This is a genomic window from Vogesella indigofera, from assembly GCF_028548395.1.
GTDB classification, from domain to species: Bacteria; Pseudomonadota; Gammaproteobacteria; order Burkholderiales; family Chromobacteriaceae; genus Vogesella; species Vogesella indigofera_A.
In genome coordinates, this window is record NZ_JAQQLA010000003.1 from 234,252 (window position 1) to 251,620 (window position 17,369).

General features: G+C 61.3%; 14 protein-coding genes. 8 read left to right on the forward strand and 6 right to left on the reverse strand.

Translation table 11 applies throughout. The annotated features are described in order from the left end of the window. Positions 1–73 precede the first annotated feature (73 nt). The 6 genes from PQU89_RS03110 to PQU89_RS03135 all read left to right on the forward strand — a co-directional run bounded on the left by PQU89_RS03110 (position 74) and on the right by PQU89_RS03135 (position 10,688). On the forward strand, positions 74–463 hold the full coding sequence (locus PQU89_RS03110) for an acyl-CoA thioesterase (RefSeq protein ID WP_272764565.1): 390 nt from the start codon (positions 74–76) through the stop codon (positions 461–463). 155 nt (positions 464–618) lie between these two features. Next, complete coding sequence (locus tag PQU89_RS03115) at positions 619–2,001, forward strand: OmpP1/FadL family transporter (protein WP_272764566.1); 1,383 nt, start codon at positions 619–621, stop codon at positions 1,999–2,001. 198 nt (positions 2,002–2,199) lie between these two features. Next, positions 2,200–4,575 carry a 3-hydroxyacyl-CoA dehydrogenase/enoyl-CoA hydratase family protein gene (locus tag PQU89_RS03120; protein ID WP_272764567.1) on the forward strand — a complete coding sequence of 792 codons (2,376 nt, stop codon included), beginning with the start codon at positions 2,200–2,202 and terminating at the stop codon, positions 4,573–4,575. A 67-nt stretch (positions 4,576–4,642) separates the two neighbouring features. Continuing rightward, complete coding sequence (locus PQU89_RS03125; RefSeq protein ID WP_272764568.1) at positions 4,643–5,845, forward strand: acetyl-CoA C-acyltransferase; 1,203 nt, start codon at positions 4,643–4,645, stop codon at positions 5,843–5,845. A 271-nt stretch (positions 5,846–6,116) separates the two neighbouring features. Further along, positions 6,117–8,939 (forward strand): valine--tRNA ligase, encoded by a 2,823-nt coding sequence (locus PQU89_RS03130; RefSeq protein ID WP_272764569.1) that lies wholly within the window; start codon positions 6,117–6,119, stop codon positions 8,937–8,939. Positions 8,940–9,023: 84 nt separating this feature from the next. Further along, positions 9,024–10,688 (forward strand): cytidine/deoxycytidylate deaminase family protein, encoded by a 1,665-nt coding sequence (locus tag PQU89_RS03135; RefSeq protein ID WP_272764570.1) that lies wholly within the window; start codon positions 9,024–9,026, stop codon positions 10,686–10,688. A gap of 488 nt (positions 10,689–11,176) precedes the next feature. Here the strand turns inward: PQU89_RS03135 and PQU89_RS03140 are convergent, their stop codons facing one another. The 5 genes from PQU89_RS03140 to PQU89_RS03160 all read right to left on the reverse strand — a co-directional run bounded on the left by PQU89_RS03140 (position 11,177) and on the right by PQU89_RS03160 (position 14,860). Continuing rightward, positions 11,177–11,404 carry a hypothetical protein gene (locus PQU89_RS03140; RefSeq protein WP_272764571.1) on the reverse strand — a complete coding sequence of 76 codons (228 nt, stop codon included), beginning with the start codon at positions 11,402–11,404 and terminating at the stop codon, positions 11,177–11,179. Positions 11,405–11,644: 240 nt separating this feature from the next. After that, entirely contained in the window at positions 11,645–12,412 is a 768-nt protein-coding gene (locus tag PQU89_RS03145; protein WP_272764572.1) for a slipin family protein, read from the reverse strand. Further along, positions 12,409–13,767: an NfeD family protein gene (locus tag PQU89_RS03150; protein WP_272764573.1), complete on the reverse strand. Its 1,359-nt coding sequence runs from the start codon at positions 13,765–13,767 to the stop codon at positions 12,409–12,411. Before PQU89_RS03150 ends, PQU89_RS03145 begins: the two co-directional genes overlap by 4 nt. 453 nt (positions 13,768–14,220) lie before the next feature. Further along, entirely contained in the window at positions 14,221–14,349 is a 129-nt protein-coding gene (locus tag PQU89_RS03155) for a hypothetical protein (RefSeq protein ID WP_255348020.1), read from the reverse strand. A 301-nt stretch (positions 14,350–14,650) separates the two neighbouring features. Continuing rightward, positions 14,651–14,860 carry a YMGG-like glycine zipper-containing protein gene (locus PQU89_RS03160; protein WP_272764574.1) on the reverse strand — a complete coding sequence of 70 codons (210 nt, stop codon included), beginning with the start codon at positions 14,858–14,860 and terminating at the stop codon, positions 14,651–14,653. Positions 14,861–15,083: 223 nt separating this feature from the next. Between PQU89_RS03160 and PQU89_RS03165 the strand changes: the two genes are divergently transcribed. Together PQU89_RS03165 and PQU89_RS03170 are read left to right on the forward strand one after the other, a co-directional pair. Continuing rightward, complete coding sequence (locus tag PQU89_RS03165; RefSeq protein ID WP_272764575.1) at positions 15,084–16,115, forward strand: META domain-containing protein; 1,032 nt, start codon at positions 15,084–15,086, stop codon at positions 16,113–16,115. Positions 16,116–16,226: 111 nt separating this feature from the next. Next, entirely contained in the window at positions 16,227–16,721 is a 495-nt protein-coding gene (locus PQU89_RS03170) for a hypothetical protein (RefSeq protein ID WP_272764576.1), read from the forward strand. Positions 16,722–16,838: 117 nt separating this feature from the next. On the opposite strand, the gene PQU89_RS03175 is transcribed toward PQU89_RS03170, so the two are convergent. Next, entirely contained in the window at positions 16,839–17,252 is a 414-nt protein-coding gene (locus PQU89_RS03175; protein WP_272764577.1) for a helix-hairpin-helix domain-containing protein, read from the reverse strand. Positions 17,253–17,369: the final 117 nt, after the last annotated feature.

Below are 17,369 nucleotides of genomic sequence, written 5' to 3' on the forward strand. Positions count from 1 at the left end.
ATAAGGAGTCGGGCGGCCACGCCCGTCTCTGTCGATAGCACTCTGTCGACAGAGTGCCATCGAGAGAGACAACATGACCCCATCCCCGCAGCAACAACCCGAAGTTGTTCGCGTGCCGGTGCTGCGCCTGCGCGCTGAGCCGCGCAGTACCAATGCCCACGGTCGCGTCCACGCCGGCTGGCTGATGTTCCAGATCGATACCGCCGGTGCCATCTGCGCCGAAAAGCTGGCCAAGGGACCGGTGACGACGGTCGCGGTCAATGCCTTCCAGCTGACCAGCCCCATCCATGTCGGTGACGTGGTGTCACTGTATGCCGAGTGTTTCCGTCTCGGGCAGAAGTCAGTCACGTTGAAGGTGACGGTGGAGGCGGAGCGCCTTGGCGGCGAAGTGGTGTCGATTACCGAGGTGATTGCCACCTACGTCGCCATCGATACCGATGGCAAATCCAGAATCATTTCCTGAGTGCATTTGATGTGTTGTTTCATTGAAACGAATGTTTGGAACGAATGCTCGAAAAAGCTGGATAACAGCTTCGTCTCTAGGTAGTATCGGGCCAGATCGTCAATCAAACAGGCGTTCGGAACAGCATGAATAACAATGCACAGAGGGAATAACACATGAAACTGAAACACGTCAGCTTGTCCGTCATGATGATGGGTGCAACCACTGTTGCAATGGCTTCCGGCTACCACTTCGGTACCCAGTCGGTCAGCGCCCAATCCACCGCCAATGCCAGTGCCGCCGAAGCGGCCAATGCATCCACTATCTTCTATAACGCGGCGGGCATGACCAAGCTGGAGGGGACCAACTTTTCCGGTGCCTTGAACCTGGTGGCACCGAATGCCAGATACAGTGAAGCCAGCGCCACCTATCCGACGCAGGCGGTAACGCCGGTCAACTCGACGGTCAAAGGCTCGACTAGCGGCAAGATCACGGAAGATCTGGTGGTGGTGCCTCAGCTGTATATGACGCACCAACTGAACGACCAGGTGACGGTCGGCTTGGGTATTTATGTCCCATTTGCCTCTTCCACCGAATATCAGCGTGATTCGGTGTTGCGTTACAACCTGAACTCTACCGAACTGACCACCATTGATATCAACCCAACCGTGGCCTTCAAGCTCAATGACCAGCATTCGGTCGCGGTCGGTGTCATTGCCCAGCACGCCGAAGCGACCCTGCGCCAATACGCCAACTTCGGCTATGCGCTGGCCGGTGGCAACCTGGCGCTACCGGGGTCGGTTGCCGGTAACGGGGCCGCCGACGGCTATGCCGACGTCGAGGGCGATGACTGGGGCTTTGGTTACAACCTGGCCTGGATGTGGGATATCAATGACAACACCCGCGTCGGTGTGAACTATCGTTCGGAAATCGAGCACACGCTGGAAGGCTCGGCCAAGTGGACCAAGCCTGCCGCTGGCTATGCCGCTTTGAATGCCGCTGGTTTCAAAGATTCGGAAGGCGCCAAGGTCGACATCACCACTCCGGAAGCCCTGTCCCTGCACGGCATGCACAAGCTGAACAGCAAAACCAATCTGTTCGCGGACGTAACCTGGACCAAGCACTCTCGCTTTGATAAAGCGTTGCTGGTTTATGAAAATGCAAAAACCGGGCAGGGCAACACGACTTACCTGACCCCGGCCTGGAAAGACACCTACAAGCTCTCGCTGGGTGGCTCCTATCAGTACACCGAGCCGCTGCAGCTGCGTGCCGGTATCGCCTATGACAAGTCGCCGGTGCCGAACGATGATCGCCGTCTGGCGACCCTGCCGGACAACGACCGTATCTGGCTGTCCTTCGGTGGCAAGTACGACCTGAACAAGCAGTCCTCGATCGATTTTGCTTACAGCTACATCAAGATCAAGGATGCCAAGGCCAATGTGAACGGCACCTGCGTGGCTCAGGGGCAAACTGTCTGCGTCTCCAGCCAGACCAAGGGTACCGTCAACTACAAATCCAGCGCCCAGATTCTGGGGGTGCAGTACAACCACCGTTTCTAAGCCGCGAGGCTTTGCGGCCAACGTTTGACGTTGGCCGCAACAGGCACGGCGACTCTGTTGCCGTGTTTTTTTCGGGAAGTGCTGAACCATTATTCAGATACTGTGATTCAGCTGATCTTTCCCGTTGGATGGCTTACCCGGAATCTATAATCCGTGAAGCCGCAACCATGTTTGTTCGTTAAGACAACCGAGGAAACCATGTCTCAGACCAAGTTTATCGTACGCAAGGTCGCCGTTCTCGGCGCCGGCGTGATGGGGGCGCAGATCGCCGCTCATCTGGTTAATGCCAAGGTGCCGACCGTGCTGTTCGACCTGCCGGCAAAAGACGGCAACAAGAACGGGATCGCACTGAAAGCCATCGACGGCCTGAAAAAGCTGAAGCCGTCGCCACTGTCCAACAAGGATGCGGTCAACTACATCCAGCCGGCCAACTACGAAGACCACCTGCACCTACTGAAAGAGTGCGATCTGGTGATCGAGGCCATCGCCGAGCGCATGGACTGGAAAACCGACCTCTACGCCAAGGTGGCGCCGCATCTGGGCGAGCACACCATCTTCGCGACCAACACCTCCGGGCTGTCGATCAACCAGCTGGCCGCCGGCGTACCGGCCGAGCTGGCGCCACGCTTCTGCGGCGTGCACTTCTTCAACCCGCCGCGCTACATGCACCTAGTTGAGATCATCCCGTGCGTGGGCTCCGACGCCGGCATGCTGGACAACCTGGAACGCTTCCTGGTGACCACGCTGGGCAAGGGCGTGATCCGTGCCAAGGACACCCCGAACTTCGTCGCCAACCGCATCGGCGTGTTCTCGATGCTGGCCACCATCGCCAACGCCGACAAATTCGGTATCCGCTTCGACGTGGTCGACGACCTGACCGGCCCGCGCCTCGGTCGTCCGAAGTCTGCCACCTTCCGCACCGCCGACGTGGTCGGGCTGGACACCTTCGCCCACGTGGTGAAAACCATGGACGACACGCTGCCGAACGACCCGTGGCACGCCTACTTCAAGTCGCCGCAGTGGCTACAGCAGCTGATCGCCGACGGTAGCTTGGGCGCCAAGACCAAGCGCGGCATCTACAAGAAGGAAGGCAAGCAGATGTTTGTCTTCGACGCCGCCAAGGGCGAGTACGTGGGCGCCGGCGAGAAGGGCGACGAGGCGGTCAAGGCCATCCTCAAGATCGAGAACCCGGCCGAGAAGTTCAAGCAGCTGCGCACCAGCAGCCATCCGCAGGCACAGTTCCTGTGGGCCTGCTTCCGTGACGTGTTCCACTACATTTCCTACCATCTCGGCGATATCGCCAACTGCGCGCGCGATGTCGACTTCGCCATCCGCTGGGGCTTCGGCTGGTCGGTCGGCCCGTTCGAGACCTGGCAGGCTGCCGGCTGGCAGCAGGTCGCCGGCTGGATCGATGAAGACATCAAGGCCGGCAAAACGTTGGCCGCAGCGGCGCTGCCGGCCTGGGCGCTGGAAGCCGACCGTGCCGGCGTGCACTTTGCCGATGGCTCCTTCGATGCCACCGCCGGCAAACTGGTCGGCCGCTCCACGCTGGACGTGTACCAGCGTCAGCTGGCCCCGGCCAAGGTGCTGGGCGAAACCGCCGGCCTGCTGGGCGAGACCGTGTTCGAGAACGAGGGCGTGCGCGCCTTCACTACCGGTGACGACGTGCTGGTGGTGTCGTTCAAGTCCAAGGCCCACGCCATCGGCCCGGACGTGATCGACGGCGTCAACACCGCCATCGACATCGCCGAAGCCCGCTTCAAGGGCCTGGTGATCTGGCAGACCGAAGAGCCGTTCTCGGTCGGCGCCGACCTGCAGTCGATGCTGCCGGCGTTCATGATGGGCGACTGGGACGCGATCGACACCATGGTGCGCCGCTTCCAGACCACGTCGATGCGCCTGCGCTACAGCCACATCCCGACCGTCGCCGCGACGCAGGGCTATGTATTCGGCGGTGGCTGCGAGTTCGCGATGCACTGCGACAAGGTCGTTGCCGCGCTGGAATCCTACGTTGGTCTGGTGGAGGTTGGTGTCGGCCTGCTACCGGGCGGCGGTGGTTGCAAGGAGTTTGCGCTGCGTGCGGCGCAGAACGCACAGGGCGACGTGCTGGCGGCACTGAAGGACTACTTCATGGCCATCGCCACCGCCAAGGTCGCCACCAGCGGCCACGAGGCGCAGGAAATCGGCTTCTTCCGCAACAGCGACAGCGTGGTGTTCAACGCCTACGAGCTGCTGTACGTCGCCAAGCAGCAAGCGCTGGCGCTGTATGAGACCGGCTACCGTCCGCCGCTCAAGGTCGCCGGCTTCCCGGTTGCCGGCCGCGCCGGTGCTGCCTCGATCAAGGGCCAGCTGGTCAATATGCTGGAAGGTCACTTCATCAGCCAGCACGACTTCACCATCGCCGCGCTGATCGCCGACGTGATGACCGGTGGCGACGTGGAGCAGGGCACGCTGGTCAACGAGCAGTGGATTCTGGATCTGGAACGCAAGGCGTTCATGACCCTGCTCAAGTCCAGCAAGACCCAGGACCGTATCGCCAACATGCTCACTACCGGCAAGCCGCTGCGTAACTGATACCGCCGAACAGCGGCCGGAGGGCAGCGTATGCGCTGCCGCTCCGGCCTGAAGGAGATTGCAAAAAATGGTTAAACAAGTACAGGAAGCTTACATCGTCGCCGTGACCCGCACGCCGGTGGGCAAGGCGCCGCGCGGCATGATGCGCAACGTGCGTCCGGACGACATGCTGGCGCACGTGATCAGCGGCGCGCTGGCACAGGTGCCGACGCTGGACCCGAAACTGATTTCCGACTGCGTGGTCGGCTGCGCCTTCCCGGAAGCGGAACAGGGCCTGAACATGGCGCGTATCGGCGTGTTGCTGGCCGGGCTGCCGAACACCGTCAGCGGCATCACCATCAACCGCTACTGCTCCTCCGGCATCAACGCGGTGCAGATGGCCGCCGACCGCATTCGCCTGGGCGAGGCCGACGTGGTGATCGCCGCCGGTTCCGAATCGATGTCCATGGTGCCGATGATGGGCAACAAGGTGTCGCTGAACCCGGCGATCTTCGCCAAGGACGAGAACTACGCCATCGCCTACGGCATGGGTCTGACCGCCGAGAAAGTGGCGCAGCAGTGGGGCGTGTCGCGTGAAGATCAGGATGCGTTCGCGGTCGAATCGCACCGCCGCGCCATCGCGGCCATCGACGGCGGCAAGTTCAAGAGCGAGATCACGCCGCTGGAAGTGACCTACCGCACGCCGAACCTGGAAACAGGCGAAGTGATCAGCACCACCCGCGTGCTGGACACCGACGAAGGCCCGCGCCGCGAGACCACGCTGGAAGGCCTGGCCAAGCTGAAGACGGTGTTCGATGCCAAGGGCAGCGTCACCGCCGGCAACTCGTCGCAGATGTCCGACGGCGCCGGTGCCGTGATCCTGGTGTCCGAGAAGATCCTGAAGCAGTTCAACCTGACGCCGCTGGCGCGCTACGTGACCTTCGCGGTGAAGGGCGTGCCGCCGGAAATCATGGGTATCGGCCCGAAGGAAGCGATTCCGGAAGCCTGCCGCAACGCCGGCATCACCCAGGATCAGCTGAAGTGGATCGAGCTGAACGAAGCCTTCGCCGCGCAGGGTCTGGCGGTGGCGCGTGATCTGGAACTGGACATGAGCCTGGTCAACCCGCACGGCGGTGCCATCGCGCTGGGTCACCCGCTGGGCGCTACCGGTGCCATCCGTACCGCCACGCTGGTGCACGGCATGCGCAATGCCGGCATGCAGGGCTACGGCATGGTGACGATGTGCATCGGTACCGGCATGGGTGCCGCCGGCATCATCGAAGTGCTGTAAGTCCGCGTTGTGGCCAACGTTGGCCGCAGAGCACCGTGAATGCCCCGCCCTTGGCGGGGCATTTTTCATGGTCGCGTGGGTGATAGCAGTCACCCGTGCCTAGTTGCATCCGGCTGGCCGGCGCGCTGTGTAGCCGTCTGGTACTGGTTGTTGGCTGCCGCTTGCCACCCGATTGTCGCCCGACTGGTGCAACGGATGCTGACGACGCTGTAGCCGATTCGGTTTATAATCGACGACATTTTTCTGCATCGATAAAGACCGAATTCACACCATGACCACTGAACTTGCCAAAAGCTACGAGCCGGGCGACATCGAACGTCGCTGGTACGATCAATGGGAACAGTCCGGCTACTTCAAGCCGCACATGGACACCAGCAAACCCGCCTTCTGCATCCAGCTGCCGCCACCGAACGTGACCGGCACCCTGCACATGGGCCACGCCTTCAACCAGACCATCATGGATGGCCTGACGCGCTACTACCGCATGAAGGGCGACAACACGGTGTGGATTCCGGGCACCGACCACGCCGGTATCGCCACCCAGATCGTGGTCGAGCGCCAGCTGGCCGAGCAGGGCATCAACCGCCACGACCTCGGCCGCGACGCGTTCACCAGCAAGGTGTGGGAGTGGAAGGAACAGTCCGGTGGCACCATCACCAGCCAGATGCGCCGCGTCGGCTGCTCGGTGGACTGGGACCGTGAATACTTCACCATGGACGACGTGCGTGCCGATACCGTCACCGAAGTATTCGTGCGCCTGTTCGAACAGGGCCTGATCTACCGCGGCAAGCGCCTGTCCAACTGGGACCCGAAACTGGGCACCGCCATCTCCGACCTCGAAGTGGTCTCCGAGGAAGAAGACGGCTTCATGTGGCACATCAAGTACCCGGTAGTCGGTAGCGACGAATTCGTGACCGTCGCCACCACCCGTCCGGAGACCCTGCTTGGCGACGTGGCCGTGGCCATCAACCCGACCGACGAGCGCTACCAGCACCTGCCGGGCAAGATGCTGGAGCTGCCGCTCACCGGCCGCCAGATCCCGGTGATCGCCGACGACTACGTCGATGCCGCCTTCGGCACCGGCTTTGTCAAGATCACCCCGGCACACGATTTCAACGACTACCAAGTCGGCAAGCGCCACAACACCCAGCTCATCAACGTGATGTCGCTGCAGGCCACCATCCTCGCCAAGGCGCAGCTGTTCGGCTTCGACGGCACCGCTCAGGGCACCATCGACCTGCCGGCCGCCTACGCCGGCCTGTCCACCGCCGACGCGCGCAAGGCGATGCTGGCCGACCTCACCGCGCAGGGCCTGCTGCTGGAAGCCAAGCCGCACAAGCTGATGGTGCCGCGCGGCGACCGTACCGGTTCGGTGATCGAGCCGCTGTTGACCGACCAGTGGTTCGTGGCGATGAGCAAGGTCGGCGACGACGACGCCACCGGCAAATCCATCGCCCAGAAAGCCATCGACGCCGTCGAATCCGGCGAAGTGCGCTTCATCCCGGAAAACTGGGTCAACACCTACAACCAGTGGATGAACAACATCCAGGACTGGTGCATCAGCCGCCAGCTGTGGTGGGGCCACCAGATCCCGGCCTGGTACGACGAAGACGGCAACATCTATGTTGGCCGCAACGAAGCCGAGGCGCAGGCCAAGGCACCGGGCAAGACGCTGCGCCGCGAACAGGACGTGCTTGACACCTGGTTCAGCTCGGCGCTGGTGCCGTTCTCCACCATGGGCTGGCCGGAAGACACCCCGGAACTGCGTGCCTTCGTACCGTCGCAGGTACTGGTCACCGGTTACGAGATCATCTTCTTCTGGGTGGCACGCATGATCATGATGACCACCCACTTCACCGGCAAGGTGCCGTTCAAGGACGTGTACATCCATGGCATGGTGCGCGACCACGAAGGCAAGAAGATGTCGAAGTCGGAAGGCAACGTCATCGACCCGGTCGACCTGATCGACGGCATCGCGCTGGCGCCGCTGGTCGACAAGCGCACCACCGGCCTGCGCCGCCCGGAAAAGGCACCGCAGATCGCCAAGGCCACCGAAAAACTGTTCCCGGACGGTATCCCAGCCTACGGCACCGACGCGCTGCGCTTCACCATGGCCAGCTACGCGACGCTGGGCCGCTCGGTCAACTTCGACTTCAAGCGCGCCGAAGGCTACCGCAACTTCTGCAACAAGCTGTGGAACGCCACCCGCTTCGTGATGATGAACGTGGAAGGCAAGGACTGCGGCCAGGACGAAAGCCTGCCGCTGGAGTTCAGCTTCGTCGACAAGTGGATCATCGGCCGCCTGCAACAGGCCGAGCTGGACGTCACCGAAGCGCTGGAAACCTACCGCTTCGACCTCGCCGCGCAGACCGTGTACGAGTTCATCTGGAACGAGTACTGCGACTGGTACGTCGAGCTGGCCAAGGTACAGCTGCAGACCGGCAACGAGGCACAGCAACGTGCCACCCGCTGCACCATCGTGCGCGTGCTGGAAGTGGCGCTGCGCCTGACCCATCCGCTGATGCCGTTCATCACCGAAGAGCTGTGGCAGACCGTCGCCCCGCTGGCCAACGCCAAGCACACCGACTCCATCATGGTTGCCGCCTGGCCGGTGGCCGTGCCGGAGAAGATCGACGCCGCCGCCAACGCGCGTATGGACGCCTTCAAGGACCTGGTCAACGCGGTGCGCAACCTGCGCGGTGAAATGGGCGTCGGCCCTGCGGTGAAGGCACCGCTGTTCATCGAAACCGCCGACGCCTCCATCGCCGAGTTCATCCCCTACCTGAAGCTGCTGGCTCGCCTGACCGAAGGCAGCATCGTCACCAAGCTGCCGGAAGACGACTCCCCGGTCGCCATCAGCGGCGACGCTCGCCTGATGCTGAAGGTGGAAGTGGACAAGGCGGCGGAAACAGCGCGCCTGACCAAGGAAATCGGCAAGGTCAGCGCCGAGCTGGAGAAGCTGACGGCGAAACTGGAAAAACCGGGCTACGTCGACAAGGCGCCGGCGCATCTGGTGGAGCGCGACAAGGCGCAGCTGGCGGAGCTGAATGACAAGCTGGAGAAGGTGAAGGGGCAGTTGGCGAAGCTGCAGTAATTGTTTAGAAAAAAGAGCATCCGAATGGATGCTCTTTTTTTGATATTATTATCATGCAAATAACATTATTGGGGTGTAATAAAAATGCTATCTAACTCATCTGGTATTTACCAAGAGCGTGATGATTTTATTTTGATTGGCTTGACTGGTTGGACGGGTAGTGGGTGTTCAACAGCGGCTAATATATTGAGGAATGAGAAATTCCCAAAAATACGTATGCCTGATATTAATTTGCTTGATGGGAACGAGAAACGAAAAGCGTTAATTGTACATAATTACATTAGTAAAAACTGGACGCCATTTTTTTGCATAAAAGTCAGTGCGATTTTGACGGTTATTATGCTGGAAATGGAGCGAGATGTTTTATTGAATTTTTTGAATGGTTTTGGTTTTGAAAATTATCAGCATCTAAATGAACTTTTCCATGAGCATGATGCTATTGTCTATTCTGAAATGGATGTTTTGGATTTTTATGAAGAGGCGGCTAGGGTTAATGCCAAAATTCAGAGTGCTATTGGGCTAGATGATTATACTGTGCTTTATCAGTGTGTTGGTAATTTGGTTCGTTCAGGTGCTGTGCCTTTTGAGAAGAGTGATTGCGTACCTATTCAAATAATACCAAGAAAAATTGTATCAATTGTTGAGTGCCATAAAAAATTAAAGCCGGGTAAAAATTACTATGTGATTGATGCTATTAGAAATCCATTTGAGGCGGTTTATTTGAAGGATAGGTTCTCCGCATTCTATCTTGTTGGAGTGACTGTTGATAACGATGTTCGTAGGGCGCGACTTTTTAAGAAAGGTATGGAATACTTTGATGTTGCTGTAATGGATGTTAAGGAGGGGGTGTCATTAAAGGATATTGATATTTCTCAGGATGAGAAGTTAAGAATAAGTAATCTTGTAAAGGATGATCGAGATAATAAAATCTGTTTGCAAAACATTAGTGCCTGTCTTGAGAAGTGTGATATTTATTTAGAAAATCCAGATGATCCCATATTTTCGCCTGATTACGATAATCCAGCGGAGTTGGCAAAGGGTTTGGCTACTTATGTTTCACTCATGCAGCGGCCTGGACTTATTACGCCAACTGCTATCGAAAGGGTTATGCAGATTGCAGTTACGGCGAAACTAAATTCTGGTTGTCTTTCTAGACAGGTTGGGGCGGTTGTTACTGATGAAGATTATGCTGTTCTGTCTATTGGGTGGAATGATGTGGCAAAAGGGCAGGTTTCATGTCTGTTGAGAAATGCCCAGTACTATGTTAGAGGAAATGATCCTGAGGCATTTAGTGACTATGAGTTGCGTAATGTTGCATTCAGAGAGGCGGTTAAGATAAAGGTTGATGTGGTTTCCGCAAATAAAACTAATGGGCGTGTTTTTTCTTATTGCTTTAAAGATGTTTATAACGATCTGACTAAGCAAAAAAATCAAGTCCACACTAGAGCATTGCATGCTGAAGAAAATGCTTTTCTTCAGTTGGCTAAAAGAGGTGGGGCTGTATCTGGTGGTTATTTGTTTACGACAGCAAGTCCTTGTGAGTTGTGCTCAAAGAAGTCATATCAAATGGGTGTGAGAAAAATTTATTATGTAGATCCGTATCCGGGAATTGCAACATCCAATATATTGGAGAGTGGTGCGGCTAGGCCTGAGTTGGAATTGTTTAAAGGTGCAATTGGTCGAGCATATCATCAGCTTTATCATTCGGTAATGCCCTATAAAGATGAAATGGAACTGCTTCTTAAGTAGATTTATGACTTTCAGATGGGGTACGTTTTTCTGTGAATGACTTCTAAAGGTTGGTCGTAATTCGTTATGGATTTGTAGTTAACCTTGTTTGGAGATGTGGTATCCGCTGCGGGGATGTTTTTTATCTGCCGCTTTCCGCGCGGCGGCGGCTTACTTTCTTTTGCTTCGCCAAAAAGAAAGTAAGCAAAGAAAAGGCGACCCGAAGGGGCAAGAATTCCCGTGCAAACTGCCACCAGCCCGGCGCCGCCCATACGCTGCGCTCAAAAGAGGGCGGCTTGTTTCCGGGCTGGCGGCAGTTTGCACGGCTTGCCCCAACGGGAGGGGTGCGACGGTTCGATTCTGACTGCCGTTTGCCGCGTGCCGTTTCAGGTCTGTAGGGTGCCGTCACCTGGCTTGCCGGGCGACGCACCGTTGATGTTCAAACGTTGGCCGCAAACCGTTTCCGGTTTGCGGCCAACGTTGTTTTGCGATTGATCACATCGCCATGCTCAGGCCAGCAGGCGGGAATGCCATTGCTTCAGATCGGCGGGGATGCCGAGGTCGCGTGGGTTGCCGAAGGGTGGCCACGGGCTGTGTCCTTCGGCCAGCGCCTTGGCGGCTTCTTCCGGGGTCGGGTAGGCGGCGAGTGCCTCGCCCTCGTGCATGATGTGGTAGCTGCCATCGAGCGGCACGATCTCGAAGGGGCCGTAGCGGGTGTCGTAGGTCCAGCATTTCATGATGATGCCCTCCTTATTCTTGATGGTAGTCGACACGGCGCGGCGCGGCAGCCTGCTGCCAAGCGCTGCGATGTCATACTGATCAGGTTTGGGCATCAAGGTTGGCCGCAAGCGCTGGTTTGCTTGCGGCCAAGCTTTTTTTTGCTGCCGCGGTGTTGGCGTTGTGATCGTGGTCTGCCCGCCGGCGTTGCGCCGGTTAGCGGCGGTAGGCTTGGTGTCTTGTCGTCGCTGAACCACGCCTCACTCCGGCGGGGTTTTGCTGCCGCGCAGCGCCTGCAGGATGTCCATCGGGAATACGATGGTGGAGCTCTTGTCGCCGGCGATCTGCGTCAGCGTCTGCATGTAGCGCAGCTGCATCGCTTCCGGTTGCTGCGCCAGCATTTGTGCTGCTTCCAGCAGTTTTACCGAGGCCTGCAGTTCGCCTTCGGCGTGGATGATCTTGGCGCGCCGTTCGCGTTCGGCCTCGGCCTGGCGGGCGATGGCGCGGATCATCGACTCGTTGAGGTCAACGTGCTTGATCTCGACATTGGACACCTTGATGCCCCAGCCGTCGGTCTGCACGTCGAGTGCCTTCTGGATGTCCAGATTCAGCCGTTCGCGCTCGGCCAGCATCTCGTCCAGCTCGTGCTTGCCCAGCACCGAACGCAGCGTGGTCTGCGCCAGCTGGCTGGTGGCCTCCAGAAAGTTGGCGACCTGGATGATGGCGCGTTCCGGATCGACCACGCGGAAGTAGAGCACCGCGTTGACCTTCACCGATACGTTGTCGTGCGAGATCACGTCCTGCGTCGGCACGTCCATCACCACGGTGCGCAGGTCGACGCGCACCATCTGCTGCACGCCGGGGATCACCAGGATCAGCCCCGGTCCTTTCACCCGCCAGAAGCGGCCGAGCATGAACACCACGCCGCGCTGGTATTCACGCAGGATGCGGAACGAGGACGCGATCAGCAGCAGCCCCAGCAGCACCAGTATCAGCATTAGCAAGCCACTGCCCGTTTCGTAAGTCATGATGCTGCTCCTTTGTCGTTATCGTCGCTGGGGCTTACTTCCAGCAGCAGCCCTTGCCGTGCGGTCACCCGCACCGGCTGGCCGCGTTTCAGCGGCGTCGCGCTGTGCACGCGCCAGCATTCACCGCGGATGCTGGCCCAGCCTTCGCCGTTCAGATCGTCGAGCATTTCGCCGCGGCTGCCGATCAGCGCCACCTCGCCGCCGACCTGCGGCCGGCGCCGGGCCTTGAGCGCCATGCCGCTGACCAGAAACACGAACAGGCCGGAGGTGGCGGCCAGCGCCAGGATCAGCCCCAGCGGCACGCCGAGGCCGGGTTGTTCGGTATCGACCAGCATCACCCCACCGATGACGAAGGCGACGATGCCGCCCAGCCCCAGCGTGCCGAAGCTGGGCAGGAAGGCCTCGGCGATCATGCAGCCCACCCCCAGCAGCAGCAGCGCCAGCCCGGCGTAGTTGACCGGCAGCATTTGCAGCGCGTACAGCCCCAGCAGCAGGCAGATGGCGCCGACCACGCCGGGTAGCACGAAGCCGGGGTTGGAGAATTCAAACAGCAGGCCGTAGATGCCCAGCAGCATCAGGATCATCGCCACGCTGGGGTCGGTGATCACGCCGAGGAAGCGGCTGCGCCAGTCCGGTGACAGGGTGATGACTGCGGCGTCGGCGGTGTGCAGCACCCGTGCGCCGCTGGCCATCGGCACGCTGCGGCCGTCCAGCCGCTGCAGCAGGTCGGGGATGTCGCGCGCGGTCAGGTCCACCACCCGCTGTGCCAGCGCATCGCCGGCCGACAGGCTGACGGCCTCGCGCACCGCGCGCTCGGCCCAGGCCTCGTTGCGGCCGCGCAGTTGCGCCAGGCCGCGGATGTAGGCGGCGGCGTCGTTCACCTGTTTGCGGCTCAGCGCATCCTGGTTGCTGCTGGCCGGGGCGCTGCTGTCGGGTTTGCCGGCCTTGTCCGGCGGGCCGCTCATGCCGATCTGCACCGGGGTGGCGGCGCCGAGGTTGGTGCCCGGGGCCATCGCGGCGATGTGGCTGGCGTAGAGGATATAGGTGCCGGCGCTGGCGGCGCGGGCGCCGCTGGGAGCGACGAAGCTGGCGACCGGCACCGGCGAGGCGAGGATGGTCTTGATGATCTGCCGCATCGAGGTGTCCAGCCCGCCGGGGGTGTCCATCTGCAGCACCGCGAGCTGCGCGCCCTCGCGGTGCGCGCGCGCCAGGCTGCGGCCAACATGGTCGGCGCTGGCCGGGCCGATGGCACCGCTGAGCGGGATGACGACGACCGGGGCCGGCGTGGCTGCCGCCGTCAGGCCCGGCAGCAGGCCGAGCCAGATCACGGCGATGAACTGCCACAGCTTGCTCATTGCAGGACTCCGCGCCATGGGGGCGCTGCTTTCAGTCTAGACCATGGCGCCGGCCGCCATGCGCGGGCGCGCGCGCTCTGCCGCGTGGCTTGTGGCCGAGGCTGGGCCAGTTGGGGAGCGGGTGTGCGGTCTGCACGATGCGTTCGTGTTTGTCGGTTGCGCAGGCGCGCAGCGCCCGTTGGCTGGCGGCGTAATCTGCATGGTGTGGTGGGTGACGGACGCGCACGCTCAGCCGTGTGGCCCGGCGGCTTGGGTCGGGTCAGTTCGGGTGTGAGGTTGGCACGATGTGTTCGTGCTTGCCGGTTGCGCAGGCGCGCAGCGCCCGTTGGCTGGCAGCGTAATCTGCATGGCGTGGTGGGTGCGGGTGGCTCGCCTGCGGCTGCCTGGCGCGGGAGTCGTGACCAGGCAGCGTAGGGGCTCGTTACTGGTGGACGGGGTAAAAGCGGGCGGGGTTCAGTGCGGGGGTAGCAGAGGAGGGGTGTCGCCAGCGTGTTTCTTCAGCTGCTTGGCGGCGCGTTTCTCCTTCGGCGTGTGCTGTGCCTGCTTTTTCGCTTCCTTGGTGCTGTGTCGGATTTTGCCCATGATGCTGCTCCTTGGCGAAGTCGCGGCGGGAGGTCGCGGCTCATAACGCAGTATAGCCGCTGATCGCCGGCTGACCATGTGCCGATGCGGTGGCCTGGCGTGCCGGTGGCGTGCTTAATGGTCTGTTCTGTAACGGTTTTCCGGCGCGGCGGCTTGTCGCTTGCCGGCTGTGCCGTGCGTTGCCGCCGTCTGCGGCCAACGTTGGCCGCCATAAACAAAACCGCCGTCACGGCAGCGTGACGGCGGTTTTGTGGCCAGGCACACAACGTGCGCCCGGTGATCGCTTGTACGGCGCGGGTGCTTACTTGATGCCGCCGTTGCCGATGACGCCGCCGACGGCCGCGCCGCCAATGGTGCCGAGGGTGTCACCGCCGGTCAGAACCGAGCCGGCTACGCCGCCGATGGCAGCGCCGATGGCGGCATTTTTCTGGTTCTGGGTCATGCCGGCGCAGCCGGTCAGTGCCGCGATGGCGGCCAGCAGGATCAGCGAACGGGTCAGGGTTTGTTGCATGGTGTACTCCTTGATGGGGCTGGTGGGTGATGGACCAGCTGATGCTGTTCACCGGCTTTAGAAAGCATATTGGCGGCCAAGTTCCGCGCCGCTGGCGAATGGCGGTACTTTTCGCGTCTGCCGGACGCTTGCGCGTGGCCGGAGCGCTGCGGAACGCTCCGCCGCACGGCCGGTCCTAGCCTGTCTCCTGCCATCCCTTTTCATTCCGAACAAGGAGTCTGCGTTGCTGAAATCCTCCCTCCTGCGCGGCCTGCTGCTGTTGCTGCCGTTCACGCCACAGCCGGCGCTGGCGCAGTCGCTGCCCGACTATCCGGCCACCTATCGCGGCGAGCTGCCGTGTGGCGATTGCGCCGGCGTCAGCTGGCAGCTGGACCTGTGGGACGAGCGCTATTACACCCTGCGCCAGGTTTATCGCGGCAAGCCGCAGCCGCTGCAGCACGACCAGATGGGCGTCTGGCGCATGGAGGACGGCCGGCTGCATCTCAGCGCCGCCAACGAGGCGCCGCTGCTGTTTGCGGTGCGCAACAAGCGGCTGACCAAGCTCGACAACGACGGCCGCCTGATCGTGTCGCGCTTCAACTATTCGCTGCGCCGTGAGCGCCAGTTTGCGCCGATCGAACCGCGGCTGCAGCTGAGCGGCCTGTACCAGTACATGGCCGATGCCGGCACCATCGAGCTGTGCGAGCTGGGCATGCGCCTGCCGGTGGTGGCGGAGGGCGACAACGCCGCGCTGGAGCGCGCCTATCTGGCCACGCGGCAGCGGCCGGGCGAGCGCCTGCTGGTGCGGATGGAGGCGACACTGGCGCCACGCCACGACGAGGCTGGCTACCGGCTGAGCGTGATTCCGCAGCGCTTTGGCAGCATCAGCCAGCGTCAGCGCTGTGATGGCGCCGCCGTGCCGGATACCACCATGCAACGGCTGCAGCAGGAACGCTGGCACTTGCGCACGCTGGCGGGCAAGCCGCTCGCCCCCAATGTGGCGCGACCGTATTTCGAGCTGGATGCCGCCACGCAGCGGGTGAGCGGCGTGGCCGGCTGCAACCGCTTCGACGGCAGTTACCGGCTGTCGCCGGCCAAGTTGCGCTTCCGCCAGCTGAGCAGTACGCGGCAGGCCTGCCAGCAGCACCGCGAGATCGCGCCGGCGTTCCTTGCGGCACTGTCGTCGGCGCGGCGCTGGCAATGGCAGGGCGGCGACTTGCTGTTGCTGGACGATCACGGCCAGCAGCTGGCGAGCCTGATGCCGCTGCTGCGCTAGGGTTGGCCGCGGCGGCTGACGCAGGTCATTTCACTGGCATGGTGCTGATGGTATGTTGTGTGCTCGCGCGTCGCGGCCGAGCGGCGCGTGCTTTGCACAAGGGGAGAGAAGATGAGATACCGCTCAATGCTGCTGCTGGCCTTGCTGGCACCGCTGCTGGCACAGGCCGGCGAGCCCAGCCCGGTGGACAATGCCGTGGATGCCAAAATCAAGACCTGCATGGCACCGCTGAAGAAGGTGGCCAGTTTTATCGTCAAGGACGGCGGCCATGCCTCGCACGATATCTGGAATGACAAAGACGCCGACCGCCGGCCGTTTTCCAGTCTGATCGCCAAGAAGTACTCGGATGGTGACAGTCACGTGTCGATGAGCGTCGGCCCGGACAAGTCGGGCAGGTGTTCGGCGGAATACAACGAAACGGCGTACTGGCCGAAGGCCTGCTCCGTGCTGCGCGAGGAAATCTACGGCGAGTTCAAGTATCACGCGTCGCTGAACGAGAGCACCACCATCCTGCGCAACGACGACAAGTCGGTGTACGTGTACCTGACGCCGCAGATGCAGGGCAACGGTTGTCTCAGCACCCGCCGCGAGGTGATTTACTACTGAGCGGCCGGTGCAAGGTTGGCCGCAGCGTTGCGGCCAACCTTGGGCACGCCATGAAAAAACGCGCCATCCCCGGATGGCGCGTTGTCGTTGCTGGACGGCGTGGTGTGGGTGCCCGGCTCAGTTGCCCTTACCACCACCATTGCCGCCGCCGCCGCCGTTGCCCCCGCGCTGGCTGCCGCCGTTTTTGCCCTTGCTGCCGGGGCTGCCCAGATCAACTGTGCTGCTCTTGCTGGCCGGGATGGCGGCCCGCACGCCGGGTATGGCCGGCGCGGTACCGGAACGGGTGGTGACCGGCTCGCCATTGATGGTCAGTGACGAGCGCACGCGGTTGAGATCGCCCTGGGTGATGCCCTTGATCGTCAGCAGGTCACGGCTGCTGCTAAAGGTGGTGGTCAACTGCGCGTCGACGATGCGCTGCGCATCGGCAGTGCTGAAGCCGGCGGCGACCAGTTCGTCGTAGCTGGCGTCGTTGATGTCCAGCGCCATGGCCGGCGCCGCCAGCAGGCTGAGCAGGATGATCAGTTGCTTCATGGTGTCCTCCCGGATAAGCGACAGTGCAGTATAGTTCGCGCCGCCGCGGGCGCACGCCTCGTTGCGCCGTTGCCGCCGCCGGCGCGGCCATGAAAAAACGCGCCATCGGTGATGGCG

What these genes read in the sequence shown, in the direction of transcription:
- PQU89_RS03110 (WP_272764565.1), top strand. Translation starts at nt 74, where the DNA reads ATGACCCCATCCCCGCAGCAACAACCCGAAGTTGTTCGCGTGCCGGTG.
- PQU89_RS03115 (WP_272764566.1), top strand. Translation starts at nt 619, where the DNA reads ATGAAACTGAAACACGTCAGCTTGTCCGTCATGATGATGGGTGCAACC.
- PQU89_RS03120 (WP_272764567.1), top strand. Translation starts at nt 2,200, where the DNA reads ATGTCTCAGACCAAGTTTATCGTACGCAAGGTCGCCGTTCTCGGCGCC.
- PQU89_RS03125 (WP_272764568.1), top strand. Translation starts at nt 4,643, where the DNA reads ATGGTTAAACAAGTACAGGAAGCTTACATCGTCGCCGTGACCCGCACG.
- PQU89_RS03130 (WP_272764569.1), top strand. Translation starts at nt 6,117, where the DNA reads ATGACCACTGAACTTGCCAAAAGCTACGAGCCGGGCGACATCGAACGT.
- PQU89_RS03135 (WP_272764570.1), top strand. Translation starts at nt 9,024, where the DNA reads ATGCTATCTAACTCATCTGGTATTTACCAAGAGCGTGATGATTTTATT.
- PQU89_RS03140 (WP_272764571.1), bottom strand. Translation starts at nt 11,404, where the DNA reads ATGAAATGCTGGACCTACGACACCCGCTACGGCCCCTTCGAGATCGTG.
- PQU89_RS03145 (WP_272764572.1), bottom strand. Translation starts at nt 12,412, where the DNA reads ATGACTTACGAAACGGGCAGTGGCTTGCTAATGCTGATACTGGTGCTG.
- PQU89_RS03150 (WP_272764573.1), bottom strand. Translation starts at nt 13,767, where the DNA reads ATGAGCAAGCTGTGGCAGTTCATCGCCGTGATCTGGCTCGGCCTGCTG.
- PQU89_RS03155 (WP_255348020.1), bottom strand. Translation starts at nt 14,349, where the DNA reads ATGGGCAAAATCCGACACAGCACCAAGGAAGCGAAAAAGCAGGCACAG.
- PQU89_RS03160 (WP_272764574.1), bottom strand. Translation starts at nt 14,860, where the DNA reads ATGCAACAAACCCTGACCCGTTCGCTGATCCTGCTGGCCGCCATCGCG.
- PQU89_RS03170 (WP_272764576.1), top strand. Translation starts at nt 16,227, where the DNA reads ATGAGATACCGCTCAATGCTGCTGCTGGCCTTGCTGGCACCGCTGCTG.
- PQU89_RS03175 (WP_272764577.1), bottom strand. Translation starts at nt 17,252, where the DNA reads ATGAAGCAACTGATCATCCTGCTCAGCCTGCTGGCGGCGCCGGCCATG.